The sequence below is a fragment of the Micromonospora sp. C31 genome, assembly GCF_018070575.1.
GTDB lineage: Bacteria > Actinomycetota > Actinomycetes > Mycobacteriales > Micromonosporaceae > Micromonospora.
The window spans coordinates 184922-203425 of the sequence record NZ_JAGPXN010000013.1; the positions used below are offsets into that span (position 1 = coordinate 184922).

Annotated in this window: 9 protein-coding genes; 2 read left to right on the forward strand and 7 right to left on the reverse strand. The window is 71.3% G+C overall.

The annotated features are described in order from the left end of the window. Positions 1-21 precede the first annotated feature (21 nt). The 7 genes from KBX06_RS18665 to KBX06_RS18695 all read right to left on the reverse strand — a co-directional run bounded on the left by KBX06_RS18665 (position 22) and on the right by KBX06_RS18695 (position 17681). On the reverse strand, positions 22-6711 hold the full coding sequence (locus tag KBX06_RS18665; RefSeq protein ID WP_210836609.1) for an amino acid adenylation domain-containing protein: 6690 nt from the start codon (positions 6709-6711) through the stop codon (positions 22-24). A 10-nt stretch (positions 6712-6721) separates the two neighbouring features. Next, the gene (locus tag KBX06_RS18670) at positions 6722-10072 is read right to left on the reverse strand and encodes a fatty acyl-AMP ligase (RefSeq protein WP_210836622.1); all 3351 of its coding nucleotides are present in this window, start codon (positions 10070-10072) and stop codon (positions 6722-6724) included. 9 nt (positions 10073-10081) lie between these two features. Further along, complete coding sequence (locus KBX06_RS18675) at positions 10082-12382, reverse strand: pyridoxal-phosphate dependent enzyme (protein WP_307854677.1); 2301 nt, start codon at positions 12380-12382, stop codon at positions 10082-10084. A gap of 92 nt (positions 12383-12474) precedes the next feature. Then, the gene (locus tag KBX06_RS18680; protein ID WP_210836625.1) at positions 12475-13899 is read right to left on the reverse strand and encodes an argininosuccinate lyase; all 1425 of its coding nucleotides are present in this window, start codon (positions 13897-13899) and stop codon (positions 12475-12477) included. A 281-nt stretch (positions 13900-14180) separates the two neighbouring features. After that, positions 14181-15017 carry a DUF6882 domain-containing protein gene (locus KBX06_RS27935; protein WP_247686174.1) on the reverse strand — a complete coding sequence of 279 codons (837 nt, stop codon included), beginning with the start codon at positions 15015-15017 and terminating at the stop codon, positions 14181-14183. A 192-nt stretch (positions 15018-15209) separates the two neighbouring features. Continuing rightward, positions 15210-16709, reverse strand: coding sequence for a hypothetical protein (locus KBX06_RS18690; RefSeq protein WP_210836627.1), 1500 nt, complete (start codon positions 16707-16709; stop codon positions 15210-15212). 366 nt (positions 16710-17075) lie between these two features. Next, on the reverse strand, positions 17076-17681 hold the full coding sequence (locus KBX06_RS18695) for a YdeI family protein (protein ID WP_210836630.1): 606 nt from the start codon (positions 17679-17681) through the stop codon (positions 17076-17078). On the opposite strand from KBX06_RS18695, the gene KBX06_RS18700 reads away from it, so the two are divergent. After that, the gene (locus KBX06_RS18700; RefSeq protein ID WP_210836633.1) at positions 17680-17892 is read left to right on the forward strand and encodes a hypothetical protein; all 213 of its coding nucleotides are present in this window, start codon (positions 17680-17682) and stop codon (positions 17890-17892) included. The genes KBX06_RS18695 and KBX06_RS18700 overlap by 2 nt on opposite strands. Positions 17893-17976: 84 nt before the next feature. Then, positions 17977-18300, forward strand: coding sequence for a hypothetical protein (locus KBX06_RS18705; RefSeq protein ID WP_210836636.1), 324 nt, complete (start codon positions 17977-17979; stop codon positions 18298-18300). Positions 18301-18504 lie beyond the last annotated feature (204 nt).

Consider the following 18504-nt stretch of genomic DNA (forward strand, 5'->3'; position numbering starts at 1 on the left):
CAGTTCTCGTCCCGCCGGCCTTCACAGGGCGAGCACCAGCGGGACGATCAGCCCTGCCGCTTCGACCCGCGCCACGTACGCGCCCCAGTGCGGGGAGTCGATGAGCGTCGCCGTGGCGCGGTGGTCGATCTCCAGGGACTGGCCGCTCACCTCCCGCCAGATCTCCCCGAGCGCCGCGCGGTCCTCGTCGTCGACGAGTTCCGCCTCCTGCACCGGCCGGTCCGGGCTGCCCAGGAGGAACCGCAGCAGCCGGTCGGCCGCCCCGGCCAGCCGGTCGACGGCCGCCGGGGTGAACAGCGACCGGTCGTACTCGATGGTCAGCCCGATCCGGTCCTCGTCGGTGAAGTGCAGCAACAGGTCGAAGCGACTCGTCTGCGCGCCCAGCGGGGTCACGGTCGCCTCCAGACCCGGCAGCGCGGCGATACCGCGCATCGACCGGGCGACGGAGACCACGACCTGGACCAGGGGGCTGACTCCGGGTCGCCGGGGCGCTCCCACCAGGTCCACGATCCTCTGCAACGGCAGGCTCTGGTGGTCCATCGCGTTCAGGGCGCTGTCCCGCACCGATGCGATCACGGCCGGCGCGCTGTGCTCCGGGTCCACCTGGTAGCGGAACGGCAGGGTGTTGGCGAAGAAGCCGACGAGGTCCTTCGTCTGAGCCGGGTGCCGACCGGCGACGGCCGCGCCGATCACCACGTCCGACTGCTGGGCGAGCTTGGCCATCAGCACCGCGCTGACCGCGTGCACGACCATGAAGAGGGTCACGTTGTGCTGTTTCGCGAACGCCCTCACCTCGGCGGAGAAGGTCTCGTCCCACTCCCGGCGGTGCTGGCCCGCGGCCCGCGCACGGTCCTCGGTCCGCTCCAGGTCGGTCGCGAGGGCGAGTTCCCCGTCGTAACCCTTGAGGTAGGACCGCCAGAAGTCGCCGTCGCGTCGGGCCGACGCCGATACGAGGTAGTCCTGCTGCCAGCGGGAGTAGTCGCCGTACTGGATCGCAAGCGGGGCCAGGTCCGCCTCCCGTCCCGCCCGGTGGGCCGCGTACGACTCCGCGATCTCCCGCAGGATCACCTCGTTGGACCAGCCGTCGGTGACCACGTGGTGGCTCGTCCATTCGAGTACGTGGTCCCGGTCGGAGAAGCGGTGCAGGGTGGCCTCGGTCAGCACCCCACCGAGGTCGATGCGTCGCGTCGCCCGCTGCCGGACGTACTCCAGCATCGCCTCGGTGTCCCCCCGGGCGACCACCGCGTCGGTGGCCTGTCGTACCCGCAGGCGCAGTTTCGCCTCGGGATCCACGACCAGCGACGGCACGCCGTCGCGTTCGACGACCCGGCTGGACAACACCTCGTGCCGCGCGACGAGCCGGTCGACGGCCGCCCGCAGCGCCGGCACGTCGAGGTCACCACGCAGGTGCAGGAGGTAGCCGTCGGTGTAGGCGCCGTCGGGGTCGAGCTGGTCGAGGTACCAGAGGCTCGACTGCGCCATGGACAGCGGGAACTCCCGCAGGCCGGCGGGCCTCGCCGGGATCGGCACCGCCGACTCCCGGTCGTCGGTCAGCGCCGCCTCGACCCGGGCGGCGAAGCCCCGCAGCGTGGGGTTCTCGAACAGCTCCCGGATCGGCAGGCGGACCCCGAGCCGGTCCCCCAGCCGGGCGAGGACCTGCGTCGCGTGCAGGGAGTGGCCGCCCAGATCGAAGAAGCTGACCTGGGGCCCGGGCCGGCGACCGGGCAGCACGGCGGCCCAGATCTCGGCGACGGCCTCCTCCGCCGGGGTCATCGGGGCGTGGCTCTCCTCGCTCGGTTCGTCGACCGGGGACAGGGCTGTCGCCGCCAGCGACCGGGTGTCGACCTTGCCGTGGCTCGTGCGCGGCAACTGGTCGAGGCGGACGAGGAAGTCCGGGATGGCGTTGCGTGGCAGGACCTGGCTGAGCCCGGAGCGCACCTCCTCGGGCCGCAGGTCCCGGCGGACCAGGGAGCCCTCGGTCGAAGCGCCGGCGCCGCCGGAGAGCACCTCCGGTACGAAGAATCCGGCGAGTTGCCTGCCGCCGTCGGCGGACTGCCGGACGATCACCGCGCTCTCCTGAACGCCCTCGACACCGGCGAGGGCGCGAGTGACCTCGTCCAGTTCGACCCGGTTTCCTCTGATCTTGAGCTGGTTGTCGATCCGGCCGAGGAACTCCAGCGAGCCGTCCGCCAGCCGACGACCGCGATCGCCGGTGCGGTACATGATCCCGTCGGCATCGACGGCGAAGGGGTCGCTGACGAAGACCGCGGCGGTCCGGTCGGGGTCGTTGACGTATCCGCCGCCGACGCAGACGCCGCCGGCGTACAGCTCGCCCGGCGTACCGGTGGGCACCGGCTCCCGGCCGCCGTCCAACACGTACAGGGCGGTGTTGCGCACGGGCCGTCCGAGGGGGACGGAGGCGTCCCGCTCGTCGACGTCCGCCGCGACGAGGTGGTGCAGGACGTCGTCGGACGTCTCGGTCGTCCCCCACATGTTCAGCAGCCCCACCCCGGGCAGCAGCCGGCGGAACGTGTTGGCGGTCTGCGGGGTCAGCGTCTCCGCCTGCGAGGCGACCCAGCGCAGGCGGAACGCGGGGAACGCGTCGACGCCGTAGAACGCGAGTTCGGCGCACATGATGTTCAGCACGGAGGGCGTCACCTCCAGCACGGTGACCCCGTCCTCGGCCACGGCCCGCAGCAGCGACGCCGCGTCCTGACCGATCTCGTCCGGGTAGATCACGGTCGTGGCACCGACGGCGAGTGGCGCGAGGAACTGCCAGACGGAGATGTCGAAGGTGGCGGCGGCGTCCTGGGCCAGCCGGTCGCCCGGCCGCAGGTCCAGTTGCTGGATCTTGGCGTCGAGGTGGTTGAGCATGCCGTCGTGCCGGATCAGGGCACCCTTGGGCTCGCCCGTGGATCCCGAGGTGAAGATGACGTACGCGCTGTCCCGGCCACTCGGTGCGGGGCCGAGCGCGACCGGGGTGCCGGCATCGGCGGCGAGGACGTCCGCCAGGTCGACCAGCTCGACCTCACCGGTCGCGGCCAACGCGGCGCGGTGCGGCTCGTCGCACACCACCAGCCTCGCCTCCGCCCGCGCGACCATGCGGGCGACGCGTGCGGCCGGCCCCTGCGGCAGCGGCAGGTACACCGCGCCGAGGCGGAGGATGGCGAGGGTGACGACGAGGTAGTCGATGCTCCGGCCGCTGGCCAGGCCGACCACGGTGCCGCGACCCACCCGCCGCTGACGCAACCGTCCGGCCACCCGCTCGACGTCCGCGGCGAGCTCCCGGTAGGTGATCTCGCGACCGCGGCAGACGGCGGCCACCTCGTCGGGGAACGTCCGCACCGAGTGGGCCATCCGGTCGAGGAAGCCCGTCGCCGTGGCCGGCTCGACCGGCCCGCGTGAGATCGCCACCAACTCCCGGTACCGCTGTTCACCGAGCAGCGCGACCTGCGTCGGCTCGTCGTCCGGCTGGTCGACGACGCTCGTCAGCGCCCGCAGGAAGATGTCCGCCAGCTCCTCGAGCTGGTCCTCCGAGATCCGCTCCAGGTTCGCTTCGAGGTCGAGCGTGAGCAGTCGACTGAACGGATCCTTGTTGAACTCGGCCCGCAGGGTGAAGTTCGTCTGGATGTAGCCGAAGCCGTCCACCACCTCGATGCCCGTGGCGTGGGCGAGCCGTTCGTAGCCGTGGAAGTGGGTGTAGTTGAACATGATGTCGGTCAGCTCGGGTACGCCGGCGAGGCGGAGCATCTCGGCGTGCGGGAAGCGCCGCACGGGCAGCAGCTCCCGCTCCTTGTCGCTGGTCGCCGCGATCAGGTCGCGCCAGGTGCGACCCCGCGGCCGGAGCCGGAAGGGTACGAGGTTGAGGTGCAGGCCGATGACCTCGGTGCCGCCCTCCTCCTCGACCCGGCCGTTGGCGGCGACGCCGAGCACGACGTCGTCGCGTCCCGTGAGCACCGACACCACCCGCGCCTGCACGGCCATCACCACGTGCTTGACCGACACCCCGCAGGCGGCGGCGAGCTGGTGCAGGCGGTCGGAGAGCTCCGCCGGCAGGTCCACGCTGAGGAAGCCCATCCGCCCCTCGTGGACGTCGCCGGAGCCCCGGGCCAGGCGGGGCAGCAGGCTCGGCTCGACGTCGGCCAGTTCCTGTCGCCAGAACTCCCGGACCGCCTCGTCGCGGAGCACGGCCTGTTCCTTGGCGATGAAGTCGGCGTACCGACGCACGGGCAGGGCACGGTCGGGCGACGCGATGCCCCGCAGGTCCTGCCAGTAGTCGACGAGGATCTCCGCGAGCAGCGACGTCTCGCTCCACCCGTCGAACATCGTGTCGTGGAAGCTCATGGAGAACATGAACTCGTCCGGGCCGAGCAGGTGCGCCGTGAACCGGACCAGTGGCGGCCGCGCCCAGTCGTACGGGTTGCTCATCTCCCGACGTCGCCAGGCCTCGAACTCGGCCAGCTGCCGGTCCTCGTCGAACCGGCTCAGGTCCGCCACGTCCAGCGGGGTCCGGGCCCGCGCGTGGACGACCTGGAGCGGTTGCGAGAAGCCGGACAGGTGGAACGACGTCCGCAGGATCTCGTGGCGCTCGGTCACCCGCGCGAGCGCGCGGCTCATGGCGTCGTGGTCGAACCTGGCGCGCAACCGGAACATGAAGATGTCGCAGTACATGTTGACCCCCTCGGCGTACGCGCTGTGGAACAGCACGCCGGCCTGGAGGGTGGCCAACGGGTAGGCGTCCACCGTGCCGGCCGGCAGGAGCGCCCGGTCTGCGGGGTCGACGAGGCTGAACGGCTCGACCGGCGGGTCGACCGGCTCGTCCGTGCCGACCGCGTTCGCGGCCAGCGCACGCGGCGTCTTCAGCTCGTAGATGTCGGCCAGGTCCAGCGTCATCCCACGGTTCGCCGCGGCCGCCCGCAACTGCACCGCGATGATGGAGTCGCCGCCGATGCCGAAGAAGGAGTCGTCGGGTCCCACCCCCTCGACGCCGAGCACCTCCTCGAACAGCGCGCAGATCGCCCGTTCCACGCTCGCCGACGAGGCGCCGGCGACCGCCTCCGTTTCCATCGGCGCCCGGAGCTGGTTGGCCGCGGTCGGCGCGGGCAGGAGCGTGAAGTCGACCTTCCCGTTGGCGTTGACCGGTATCTCCGGCACCGGGACGATGAACGCCGGCAGCATGTACGACGGCAGGCTCGCCCGCAGCAGTTCCGGAACCTCTCCCAGCTCGCAGCCGAGGTCGTGGGTCACGTACGCGACGATCTGCGTCCGGTTGTTGCCGGCGCCCGACGCCGCCGGCCGCCCGGCGCGGACGAGACTGCGGACCGTGGAGATCCGCCCGGACACCGCCTCCTGCTTCACCACCGGGTTGCGCTGCGGCCGCGCCCGTCGGACGGTCACCGCGACGTGCCCGACGCCGGGTACCGCGGTCAGCGCCGCGTGGATCTCCCCGAGCTCGACCCGGTGCCCACGGATCTTGACCTGGTCGTCGGCCCGCCCCAGGTACTCGTACTCCCCGGCGGGAGTCAGGCGCGCGAGGTCACCGGACCGGTAGCCCCGCACGGGCCTGCCGTCGACGCTCAGGTCGAGGAAACGCTCGGCGGTCGCTCCGGGCCGGCCCAGATATCCGGTGGCCACCCCCGCTCCGGTCACGACGATCTCACCGGTCCGGCCCGGGGCCACCGGCCGGCCCCGCTCGTCCCAGAGCAGGAAACCGAGATCCGGCAGCGGACGGCCGATGAGGCTGGCCGTGCTCGTCAGGTCGGCCGCCAGGACCCTGCGGTACGAGGAGTGGACCGTCGTCTCCGTGATGCCGTACATGTTGACCAGCTGCGGCTGCTGGTCGCCGTACCTGGCGACCCAGGGCCGCAGGTCGCCGAAGCGCAGCGCCTCACCGCCGAGGACCACCCACTTCAGCGGCAGCCGGTCGGGCTGGGAGACCTCGTGGGCGACCAGGCTGTTGAAGGCGGTGGGCGTCTGGCTGAGCATCGTCACCTGCTCGTCGGCGAGCAACGCCCGGAAGGCCACCGGGTCCCGTGCGACGTCCTGCGCCACGACGACCAGCCGGCCACCGGACAGCAGCGGCCCCCACATCTCCCACACGGAGAAGTCGAAGGCGAACGAGTGGAACATGGTCCAGACGTCCCCGGCACCGAAGCCGAACTGCGGCTGGGTGGTCCGGATCAGGCGCAGCACGTTGCCGTGGCTGACCTCCACGCCCTTCGGCCGCCCGGTGGTGCCCGAGGTGTAGATCACGTAGGCGCGGGTGTCCCACGCCGCGGGGCACCGCCCGTCGGTGTCGTCGCCGCGGTCCTCCGCGACGTCCTGCGGCCCCATCACCGGGGTGCCCGGCGACAGCAGCTCCGCCAGCCCGGGGGTCGTCAACACCACCGAGGGCTTCGCGTCCGCCACGATCAGCCTCAGCCGGGCGGCGGGAGTGGACGGATCGACCGGCACGTACGCCGCGCCCACCCGCAGCACGGCCAGGCTCGCGACGACCATGTCCACCGAACGCGGCAGGAGCAGCAGCACCGGACCCGACGGGTCGTCGACCCGCGCCCTGATCGCCGCGGCGAGGGCCGTCGACCGCGCGGCCACCTCGGCGTACGACATCCGCCGGTCGCCGCAGCACACCGCGATGTCGTCCGGGTGAGCGCGGACGACCTCGTCGAACGACTCCACCAGATTACCGACGGCACCATCGGAAGCTGTCATCATCTCCGCCTTAGCTGAGTCGAACCGGGTCGTGGGCGAGTGGTGTGGACGGCCGTCGGACTGACCGGACGAGGTTCTCGGAGAACCGCCGACACACCTCGGCTGCCGCCTCCGCAGGCACGAGGGTGCGTTGGTGAACGAGGCGGAACGTGAGTCCGCCCGCGTCGAGGGCGCCGTAGAGGCTCGTCGCGAAGGCGACGTCGACGGGCGGCACGTCGAACGTCTCGACGTCGCGGGACCCGATCCGTCGCCGCCGGCGGCTCCAGGGCACGGTCAGTCCCACGTCGTTGCCGGCCACGGGCTGCTGGAGCGTCAACGTCGCCTGGAAGAGCGGGTTCTGCCCGTGCCGATCGGCAGCCAGTGCCCGGACCAGGTCGCTGAAGGGAACGTCCGCGGTCGACAGTGCCGCCCGCAGTTCCCGCCACAGGCGTTCCTCGAGCGTCGGCGGATCGGGCCGGTCGGTCAGGTCTCCGAGTACGGGCACCATGTTGACCAGGTAGCCGACGGTGCCGGCGAATCGCTGGTCGGTGCGCCCGTGATGCGGCGTGCCGATGACGATCCGCGGCTCGCCGGTCACCTGGTGCAGGGCTTCGGCGTAGGCGGCCAGCAGGGGGACGAAGGGGGTGAAGCCGCGCCGCGCCGCGTGCCGGTGCAGGAGCGGTACGACGTCCGGGGCGACCTCGAAGTCGATCCAGCCGGCCCGGTGCCGGTCCGGGTCCGGTCGTCGTCGTGGCGACCGGGCGCGGGCAGGTTGCTCCGGGAAGAGAACGAGCTCACGCAGTGGCCGCCACTTCTCCGCCAGGGCCGCGACCCGATCCTGCCAGTCGGGAGCGAGTCGCGCCTGCTGCTGCAACCGGGCCCAGTCGCTGGCGTCCGCCGCGCCCGGCCGCGCCGTGGCCGGTGGGGCGTCGCCGCCGGTGATCCGGGGCAGGATCTCGGCGAGCAGGAGCTGAAGCGACCAGTGGTCGACGACCGCGTGGTGACACGCCACGAGAAGCACGGTGCCGTCCGGCGGGTACGCGACGCCGGCCCGCACCAGCGGGCCCTTCACCAGGTCGAAGGGGCGGTAGGCCCGCTCGTGCAGGTAGGCCCGTACCGCCTCGTCGGGGCCGTCCGGGAAGGCCCGGCACTCCCAGTCGACCGTGCCCTGGTCGTGTACGGTCTGGGCGCCGGAACCGAGCGGTCCGAGCGTCGTGCGCAGCGCGGGGTGTCGGGCGACGGCCACGTCGATCGCGGCACGCAGCAGTTTCTCCTCGACGCGGCCGGAGACGCGCAGGGCGATCGCGAGGTTGTTCGCCCGGTTGCCGCGGGACACCTCGTCGTAGAAGTGCAGCTCGACCTGGCCGGCCGAGGCGGGGCCCACCGCGCCGGTCCGCGCCGGCAGCGGGGCGGCGACCGGGCCGGGATCCGCGGCGGCGGCGACCAGTTCGGCCACCGACCGGTCGCCGAAGAACAACTCGGTGTCCAGGGTGCCGTGCACCAACCGCTCGACCGCCGCCTTGAGTTCGATCAGTCGCAGCGAACCGAGTCCCAGCGCCGCCAGCGGCAGGGCCTGGTCCAACTCGGACCCGGTGAGGTTCGCGTACCGCCGGACGAGCTGCTCCACGGCGGCGGACCGGTCGCCGGGGTGGGTGTCGGCGGCGGGCGCCACGGGCGCGACCGTCGGCACGGCGAGCTTGAGCCGGCCGTCGACGAACTGCTCCCTGGTGGCCCGTCGGCGGATCTTCCCGCTGGACGTCTTCGGAATCGCGCCGGGCAGGACGACGACCACGTCGTCGAGGTCCAACCCGCACTCGGTGGCCACCCGACGCCGCAGCCCACCGGTCAACGACGTGAGCAGCGCGGGGTCCGCGCGCAGCCGCGCCAGCCCGCGGCGGGACGCCTCGACCACCAGCGCCACCCGCTGACCACCGGTCTCCGGCTGGAACGCCGCGGCACCGCCCCGGCGCAGGTGCTCGTCGCCCGCGGTGGCGACGGTCTCGATGTCGTGCGGGTGGTGGTTGCGCCCCGCTCGGATGATGAGGTCCTTCTGGCGCCCCGCGACGTACAGTTCGCCGTCGTACATCGCGCCGAGGTCCCCCGTACGCAGGAACGTCCCCGGCTGGCCGCCGACGGTGGCGGCGAACGTCGCGGCGGAGTCGGACCTGCCCCAGTACCCGGCGGCCACCCCGCCGGAGCTCACGCAGATCTCGCCGACCTCGCCCGCGGCGCAGGCTTCGCCGTCCGCGCGGCGCACGGCGACCGTCGTGCCCGGTGGCGGGGTGCCGCAGGAGACCAGCGTGACCGGGTCCGTCCCCGCCGCCGCGGTCGCCTCGGTCAGCCGGCCCGTTTCGAGAGCGTCCCGGTCGAAGGCGCTGGCGCGGTAGCCGGTCGACGCCTCGGGGCCGCTGACGAAGAGCGTCGCCTCCGCCAGGCCGTAACACGGATAGCAGGCTCGCCGGTCGAACCCGAGCGGCGCGTACGCGGCGGAGAACGCGTCCATCGTCCGCCGGTCGACCGGCTCCGCGCCGTTGAACGCGACCCGCCACGAGCTGAGGTCGACCCCGTCGAGCAGCCCGGCGTCGAAACGGTCCGCCAGGAGCTGGTAGGCGAAGTTGGGTCCACCGGAACAGGTCGCCTGGAAACGGGACACCTCCGCCGGCCACCGCAACGGATCCCGGACGAACGCGAACGTGTCGAGCAGGATCGCCGGTACGCCCACGAACAGCGGCAGCAACGTGGTGCCGATGAGGCCCATGTCGTGGTACATCGGCAGCCAGCTGAGCACCACGTCGTCACCGGTGATGCCGAAGCCGGCAGCGATGGCCCGGTGGTTGTCGGTGAGGTTGCCGTGGCCGACCATGACCCCCTTGGGATCGCCCGTCGAGCCGGAGGTGTACTGGAGGAAGGCGAGGTCGTCCCGCCCCGGCCGGTGAGGGCCCACCGCAGCGGCTTGCGCCCGCACCGCCTCGATCGGGTGCAGCGCCGGTCCGTCCGGCCCGGCCGCCAGCCCCGACAGCGGTTCGACCAGCTTCGCGGTGGTCAGCGCATGGGTGGCTCCGCAGTCGCGCACGACGGTGGTGACGCGGTCGAGGCGCGCGTTGGGGCCCGGCGGGTAGAGCGGCACCGCGACCACGTTGGCGTAGAGGCAGCCGAGGAAGGCGGTGACGTAGTCGAGGCCGGGTGGGAAGAGCAGCAGCGCCCGGTCGCCCGGTGCGGCGACCGACCGCAGGTGGCCGGCCACGGTACGGGCGCCCTCGTCGAGCTGCCCGTACGTGGTGCTGGTCGCCGCCCCGGCACTGTCGACGAAGGTCAGCGCGTGGTCGTCCGCCCGGGTGTCCGCCCAGGCCGACAGGGCCGCTGTGAGCGAGGTGTGCGTCATGGTCGTCGCTCAGTGCGCCGGGGCCAGGGACGCTTCGTCGCGCAGGACCTCCGGGCGCTCCTCGTCTACCAGCAGCTGGAACTGGTCCACGGCGGTACGGATCCGGTGGATGACCTCCGCTCTGCTGGAGCCCGTGGCGATGACGTGCCCCAGGCGGTCGTAGGCGTTGCGTGGTGGTCGCACGGACGCGCCGGGGGACGCCGTCACGGTCACCTGCTCGACGCCGTCGAGGCGCTCGATCTCCGCCCCGCCCGCGGTACCCCGCAGCGTTCCGGGTCGAGCGGCCACCAGGAACTCGATCCCGGCGTACCCCTGCGTGGTCGAGGAGAGCCGGGTCGGTTCGCCGACGGCCGCGGCCAGCTGCGCGACCAGCAGGTCGGAGCCGGTGGCGAGGCGGTAGAGCTCGGGGATCATCCCGCCGGCCGGCCGGGGATTGATCTCGATGATGGCCGGGCCGGACGGCGTGAGGCGCACCTCGGTGTGGGTCGCCCCGTGCGACATCCCGACCGTGGCGAGCGCCCGCAGGACGGCGTCCACCATTCCGGTCGCCTGATCCGCCGGCAGGTCCGCGGGGAAGACGTGACCGAGCTCCACGAAGTGCGGCCCACCGGTCACCCGCTTCTCGGTGATCCCGAGACAGCGGTTCCCGGTGCCCTCGCCGAACACCTCGACGCTGAACTCGGCACCCCGCACGTACTCCTCGACCAGTGCGCAGCGGGCGGTCGGCATGCCCCGGACGTTGAAGCGCATCCCCAGGACCGTCTCCACGTGCGCGGTCGCCTCCTCGACGGTGGCGCAGAGCAGCACGGCGTTCGATGCGGAGTCGTCGGCGGGCTTCACCACGCACGGCAGTCCGACCTCGCGCACCGCGGCGGCGGCCCGCGCCGGGTCCGTCACCGCGACGAAGCGGGGTTGCCGGATCCCGCCGTCGCGCAGCGCCTCCCGCAGCAGGGCCTTGTTCCGGCAGGCGGCCACGGCTGCCGGCGGGTTGCCCGGCAGTCCCAGCCAGTCGGCCAACTCGGCGGCGAGCACGGTGTAGAAGTCACTCGTCGTCGTCACCCCGGCGAGCTGTTCACGACGGAACCTGCCCTGGATGAGCGAGCGCAGGACCGGCAGGTCGTGGGTGTCGCAGACGAGGACCTCGCAGTCGGTGTCGGCGAGCCCCGGGTAGCGGCCGGGACGGTCGGTGAGCAGCACCGGACGCAGCCCCATCCGGCGCGCGGCGCTCAGGGCGAGCACGCCGGTCCCGCTCGTGTTCGCCTCCAGGAACAGCAGGTACCGCTCGCCGTTCGTGCCCGGGACGTCGTGGGTCCGCGACCAGTTCACGGCGACCTCGCCGGCGTTGATCGGCTGCGGCCGGTCCGCCGCGTCCAGCTCGCGGAGGCGCTCGGCGGCCCATCCGTCGTCGTAGACGGTCTGCGCGTACCGGTCGCCGCGATCGGGGAAGATGCCGACGATCCGGGTTCCCGCCGCCGCCCGGCGCGCCACGTCCTTCAACACCTGGTAGACCGATCCCGACGTGTTGCCGCCGAAGATCTGCTGTTCGCGGGCCAGGTCACGGGTGGCGCCGAACGCCTCCCGGTCGTTGAGCCAGTGCACCTCGTCGATCTGGCGACGGTCCAGGTTGGCGGGCTCGAGGCTGTTGCCGAGTCCGCCCTGGAGTCTGTCGGGCACGTCCGGTTGGCCGAACAGCACGCTGCCCACGCAGTCCACCCCCACCACTCGCAGCTCGGGCAGCGCGCGTCGCAGCGCACGGGCCGAGCCGCACAGCGAGCCACCGGTGCCGACCGCCCCGACCAGGACGTCGAAGGAGGTGAGGTCCCCCAGCAGCTCGCCGGCCAGGGACCGGTACGCACCCGGGTTGTCCGGGTTCCGGTACTGCTCGGGAAAGAACGCACCCGGCAGGCCTTCGAGGAGTTCGTGCAGCCGTTCGAGGCGGGCGCCCTGCCAGCCCTGGCTGGACATCCGGTCGACGACGTGCACCTGGCAGCCCAGGGCGCGCAGCTTGGCGAGCGTCACCGGGTCGATCCGGGGGTCGGTGACGACGTGCACCGGATGGCCCAGGGCGGTGCCGACGAGGGCGACTCCCAGCGCCATCGTGCCGGAGGAGCTCTCGACGATCGGCGCGCCCGGTTTGAGCACGCCCAGCCGCCTGGCCTCGAGGATCACGTGGCGGGCGACCCGGTCCTTCATCGCGAAGAGGTTCTGGAGTTCGAGTTTGGCGTACACCTCGACGCGCGGGTCCACCTCCATCCTCAACCTGATCAACGGCGTGTGCCCGATGGCGTCGACGACGTTCTGGAAGATCACGCGATGGCCCCCGATCGTGCGTGGGTGCCGACGTCGTACGCGTCAACCCGGGCTGCTCCGCTTGAGATGGTCATTCTTCCCCGATTCGACGCTCAGTGACGCCCGAGCAGTGCCCGAGCGGATCCTCGCCGTTCACGACGGTCGTGCCAAAGCTGTCGGAGGAGTCGGAAGTCGTCTGCCTGGCTGGCGAGCAGGTCGGCCAGCGCTTCGGGATTGACCGAGCCCGTCGACCGCTTTCCACGAATCGCGCTTTCGATGTCGAAGGCGTTGGCGAGCACGTGCGCGGCGTCGGAGACCTGGTATCCGTGCCGGCCGGCGACCTCGGCCAACAGACCGGGGTCTCCGGGATGGGGTGGGATGTCGGCGGAGATGGCGGCGCTGATGTACTGCCCGACGACGATCTGGGCGTCGCGCCAGGGGATCCCGTCGTTGAGGGTCAGGTCGTTCGCCAGCGCGAACGCGCCCAGATACTCCCGCTGGCAGGCTTCCCGCATCCGGTCGGATCGGAAACGCAGGTTGTCGATGACGGTCGAGAAGAGCCGCAGAGCGGTGCGCGTGGTGGAGACGGAGACATGGAGGTTCGCGGTCGCTTCCTTGGACACCTCCACCATGTTGGAATAGGGCGTCGAGCGTTGGGCGAGGACGACGTCCACACCGAAGGCGCCGAGATGCGCCAGCTTTCCGCGGATCCGCTCCAGGATCGGGAAGTTCTTCTTCTGCGGCATCGCCGCCGAGATTCCGGAAAGCTCGTCGGGAAGGTCGATGAAGGCGTACTCGTTGCTGCCCCAGGCCATCAGATCAGTGACGAAGCGGCTCAGTTCGACGCCCAGGATGGAGAATTCCGCCGTCATCTCCAGGGCCAGCGACCGGGACGCCACCGCGGTCAGGGCGTGCGGGACCGGTCCCGCGAAGCCGAGCAGGCGCGCCATGCGGTGACGGTCCCAGGGCAGCTGCTGACCTGCCATCGAGCCCGCGCCGAGCGGTGAGAGGTCGTTGCCGTCGTAGGTGGCGAGCCAGCGGCGCAGGTTGTGCAGGATCTGCTGGGAGAGGGCGGCCAGATAGAAGCCAGGAGTGATCACCTGGGCGGCCTGGAGATGGGTGTATCCCGGCATCGGCAGATCGGTCGTAACGGTGGCGAGTCGATGGACAGCCGCACCGAGGCCCAGCAGGTCCTCCGCCGCGCCACCGAACCACTCGCGTGCCGCGAGAGCGTGTGCGGTCGCCTGGGAGTCGTTACGACTGCGGTCGACGTGCCAGGTCGGGACCGGCTCGGTCAGCTGGCGATGCACCCATTGCTCGATGGCCATCGAGGTGTCGGACATGTTGGTGGCGGGGTCGGCGCTGAGCGTCGACTCGTCGATCCCGCCAAGGATGTCCGCGATGTCTCGTCGCTGATCGCCGGTGACGACTCCCAGCCGCTCGTACTCGGACAGCAGGACCATTTCCACGGCGAGATAGTGCGGAAGCAGGTGGGTCATGTCGAAGACGAACTGCGGTCGGAGGATTTCGTCATGCACCTGCCGGGACGGGCCGGCGGACAACCGTCCTGACATCAGGGCGGAGCCCTCGGGAACGAGCGGCAACTTGGGACCCCCGTTACGGAGTTGCACGGCCGGACCGCAGCCCGGATCCGCGCCTTGCGGCAGCGTGACATCGCCTGCGGAGCAGACCGCCCTCGAGTTCAAGGACAGTCACTTCAGGAAGGTGCGACGGTTCACAGGAAAGGCGCGATGGGCAGTGCTGCACGAATCCGACGTTTGTCGTCGGCAGACACCAGACCAAGTTCCCCGTGGAGCGACTACAAAATCGTGCGAGCAACGGCGCATTGAACGGCAGTTCGCTTCGATAAGCGATCTTCGATGGGGCGAGCGTAACCGCGCACCCCGTGCCACGCAAGGGACCGCATTCGCGCGCACTTGTCTCCTGCAAGCAGGATTCCAGGTTCCGTCGATGGCGCCCGACCGGAAGCAGTCACGCGGCTACCGACCGGGCGGGCGGTCATGGCATTCCGACTGCCACGAGGCGTGTCCTCAGGACCGGAGGATGCGGGCCAGCATGGTCGGGTCGGTGACGAAGTCGCGGGCCACGTCGGTCCGTTGCCGCGCAGGAACGAATCCACGGCGATGCGGTGGTCCACCGGGAAGCTCTGGATGACCTGGCCCAGGACGCTTGGTACACGCTCCGGCCGGATCGGCACGGTGATCTGCGGCGGGGCGTCGTCGAGGCGGAAGAAGACGGCACCGCCCGGGTACGGGCCACGGTAGTAGCACCGGCCGGTCAGTCCGGAGGCCAGCAGGGCGAGGCGGTGACCGTCCGCGCGCCGAAGCGCGAACGTGGGCTCGGTGAGCTCGGCAACCTCGTGGCGGTGACCGTACTCGCGGAGCCAGCCGGACAGACGCAGCAGCGCTGGCGGGATTTCGCTCGCCTCGTTGGCCCACGCCCAGAGCCAGTTGCCGGCTTCGTCGCTCTCCGTACCGAGGAGTTGGACGTGATACCGCAGGTCGTCGCAGACGGTCACGGTGCCGCGGGTCAGGTCGAGTTGCCAGCCACGCTCGCCGATGACATCGCCCAGCGCCATCTGGCGAGCGAGCCCGGTGGCGACGTGCTCGGCGAAGAGTCGGTCGAGCGTCAGCATCGCCGCAATGTGCCAGACCGCGGAATGCCGCTCACCGACCCGGGGGAAGCGCAGCCTGGGTCTGGGACCCGGTACCGACTCCATCCGGCGGCTCCTTGCATGCGCTCGGTCGGGCGTTCGTCCACCCGACTCCGCACGCGCGATCAGCAGGTTCAGGAAGGGCCTTCGCCTCCGCGTGCCGACATCAAGGGCTCAGCGCAGGGTGACGTGGAGGTCGCTGAGGAAGCGGTCGCGGTCGTCTCCGTGAGCGATCGCCGCGTGGTAGACGGCGTCGATCGCGGCGACCAGCGGAACGTCATTCGCCAGGGCGATCAGGGCGGGGAATGCGGCAACCTGCTGGGGTATCTCGGATGGCGCCGCGGGTGCCGCATGCCTCGGGTCCGGGCGGAACGGGACGGTGGCGTGCGGCACCTCGGGATCGGACAGGAGCCGGTTGAACGCGGCGGCGCCGCCATGCTCGGTGAAGGCTCGGGGCAGTGGGCGGTCGGCTTCGGCGGCGGCGAGCGCGTCGACGATCCACCCGATCTGTTCCAGCCCTGCCACCCGCATCGCGTGGCGGGCCGCCCAGCATGCTGCCTCGCGCTGACGGGCGGCGGGTAGCGCGTCGATGCGGTCGAGCAACGGGCGGTCGATCCCGGCCAGGGACCGCGCCTGGCTGAGTGCGCGGACACGATCAGACGGCGGAGCGCCTCCCCACTGTTCGGCGTCCCGCTCGGCCTGCCTGCGGCGGGCCTTCTCGGCCAGCGTGGTCGCCTCGGCGGCTTGCCCCCGCAACGTCTCCATCCATGGATACGACCTGGCGGTGTCGAGCAGATGGTCCCAGATGAGGCCAAGGGCAAAGGCGTGCCGGCCCAACACTCCCTCGTGCCGCAGTGTGAAGCCGTTGGGGCCGGACGTCAGCCGTACGGTACTCGGCTCGTCGTCCGGCAGCGTGGCCAGCGGTTGAGGGAAGATCGGGTTGTCGGCGGTGGCCCATGACCAGATGAGGGTCTCGCCGTCGACCCGCTTCAGTCGGACCTCCAGGTCGCCTGCCGGCAGCACTCCCACCGAGACCTCTGCCGGCGTGGGTCGGTGACGGACCACCGCCACCCGGGACAGGCCGGCGTCGTCCTCGTACGGGTCAGGTGACAGCGGCGGCAGGACGGCCGGACGGGCGGACGGACGCGGTACCAGTGACAGCATCGCCCGCTCGGCGGCCTTCGCCGGTTTCTGCTCCCAGTCGCGGCCTCCCGGGTCAGCCAACACGGTGCGCCACCGCGTCTCCTCGGACACCGCCCAGATGTGCAGCTCATGCCGCTCGGGCGGGTCGGCGTCGGTGCGTACCGTCTCGTGCAGGCGGTCGCGCGCGTGCACCCGCGCCCGGACGAGCCCGCGCGGGACGGCGACGTCGGTGAGGGCCGCCGCGGTATCGCCCATCAGACCGACGATCGACAACCGGCCGCTGGGGCTCCATAGGGTCGTCTCGCTGATCGCGTCCCACCCGGCGTCGACCTTCGCGAAAGGCTCGGGCAGGACACGGACACGTGCCTCGATCCAACCGGTGTGGATGCCGCAGAAGCCGGTGAACTGTGACGGACCGCCGACGTGCAGCAGGTCGTCGCCGAGGGTATAGATGCCCACCCCGGGCGGGCCCGGCACGGTGGACACCACGTACTGGCAGTGACTGACGAACAACCGTGCCCAGTCGGTCAAGGACCCCGGTGTGTGCGAATCTGCGCCGTCCACATCGTCCATTGTCAGATCCTACGGCCATCGTCACCGGCCCCACGAAGCAAGGGATCGATGGAGGGTCCCAGCCGGCGCTGTGTGCTCCCATCCGGGCAGCCGATCGATGCACACCAGCGCCTGTGGAAGCAGGACTGGTGATGCAGCCGTGCATGGGCAGCGGGCAGCCGCAACGAGCGGGTCGAACTCTGGACTGGCGATAGATTCCACCTGTGGCTTTGCCTGTCTTCTATGCGCGCCCAGGGATCGTGAGCAGCGCACTCAGCGTCCCGCCCGCCCTGGCCAGTTGAGACAGGGCCGGGTCACCTGGCGTCCTTGCTCATGACAGGCCGACTACGAGGAGTGCGGAGGCCTGGCCTTCTGCGGGTAGATCGTCTCGTGGCGGGCCAGCATGGCGACGAACTCGCTGATCTTCCGTTCGCGGGTCTGCACCCGTTTGGCGGCATTGAGACGATGGATGAGAGCGAACCGGTTGGTCTTGGTGAGTACGTCGAACATGGCCTGGGCGGCGGGGTCTGCGGCGATGGCGGCCAGTAGGTCGGCCGGTACCTCGGCTTCCGACGGCGGGGCGTAGGCGGCCGCCCACCGCCCGTCCGCCCTGGCGGCTTCTACCGCGACAAGACCAGGGGGCAGCATTCGCCCCTGCTCCTGCAGCCGGGCCACGTTGGCGACGTTGCGTTGCGACCAGGAGCTGCGGGGCCTGCGCGGGGTGAACCGGATCCAGGAGGTCTCCTGATCCCGCTTACGGGCCTGCCCGTCGATCCAGCCGAAGCACAGGGCCTCGTCGACCGCCTGCTGCCAGGTCAGCGTCGTGACCGTGCCGCCCTTCTTGGTCAGGGCGAGCCAGACGCCGGGCGACGTGGCGTGGTTGGCCGACAACCACGCGCGCAGCGCGTCGGCATCCGCGACGATCAACTCATCCAGTTCGGCGCTCGCCATGAGCGCAGGCTATCGCTACGGCGCGCGGCTGTTGTCGGCCTTGGCGGTGGTCGTGTCCCGGCACACGGCCCTGCGGGCGCTGCTGCGGCTGCCGATGCCCGAGCGGCGGTACCGGAGACGTCGATCATCGCCACGCCGTGGCCCCGACGCTGCCAGCCTGACCTACGAGACGGGCCTTGACCGCAACGACGCCGTCGTCCCAGCGGTGTGACGCCAAGACGACACAGGTGTCACCGGGCGTTGCCGGACAATCTCTCCATGGTCAGGAAGTGACCGACGGCGAGGGAGGTTCGCGATGGCGGACGACGACGCGGTGGAGGTCATCTACCGCGATGCGATCCGGGAGATCGAGGAGGACGACGACCCGGAGGCCAGCGACCAGCCGCTGAGCAGGGACGGCCACGAGCGGGTCCGGGCCTTCATCAAGGCCGGGTTCCGCTCGGGCATGACCACCGAGCAGGTCGCCGCGCTGCGCGAGGCCGCGGTGCAGGACCTGCTGCAGGCGCTGCACAACGAGCCGCACGACCCGATCGAGCACCTGCGCAAGGAGTTGGCGGCTCTCGGCGAGGCCCTCGCGGAGGTCAAGCGGGCCCGCCCGGTCGCGAAGGCGAGGCCCTGAGCATGGGACAGACCAATTCCACCGCGCGGGCCGAAGCCCTGTGTGTCAGGGTGAGTTGAGGCCAGCGGTTCATAGCGAGTCCGCCGAACAGGGCGAGTTCAGGATCGAGAAACGTTGAATACTGCTGTTGGCGTGGTCACGGCCCAGGATGGGGTCATGAGTCGCAAGAAGGGGCCCCGGTCGGATGGTCCACGGGCACGCCGG

Coding starts and splice junctions, on each gene's coding strand:
- KBX06_RS18670 (WP_210836622.1), bottom strand. CDS start 10,072: ATGACGCACACCTCGCTCACAGCGGCCCTGTCGGCCTGGGCGGACACC.
- KBX06_RS27935 (WP_247686174.1), bottom strand. CDS start 15,017: ATGCTGACGCTCGACCGACTCTTCGCCGAGCACGTCGCCACCGGGCTC.
- KBX06_RS18700 (WP_210836633.1), top strand. CDS start 17,680: ATGAGCGCAGGCTATCGCTACGGCGCGCGGCTGTTGTCGGCCTTGGCG.
- KBX06_RS18695 (WP_210836630.1), bottom strand. CDS start 17,681: ATGGCGAGCGCCGAACTGGATGAGTTGATCGTCGCGGATGCCGACGCG.
- KBX06_RS18665 (WP_210836609.1), bottom strand. CDS start 6,711: ATGACAGCTTCCGATGGTGCCGTCGGTAATCTGGTGGAGTCGTTCGAC.
- KBX06_RS18705 (WP_210836636.1), top strand. CDS start 17,977: ATGGCGGACGACGACGCGGTGGAGGTCATCTACCGCGATGCGATCCGG.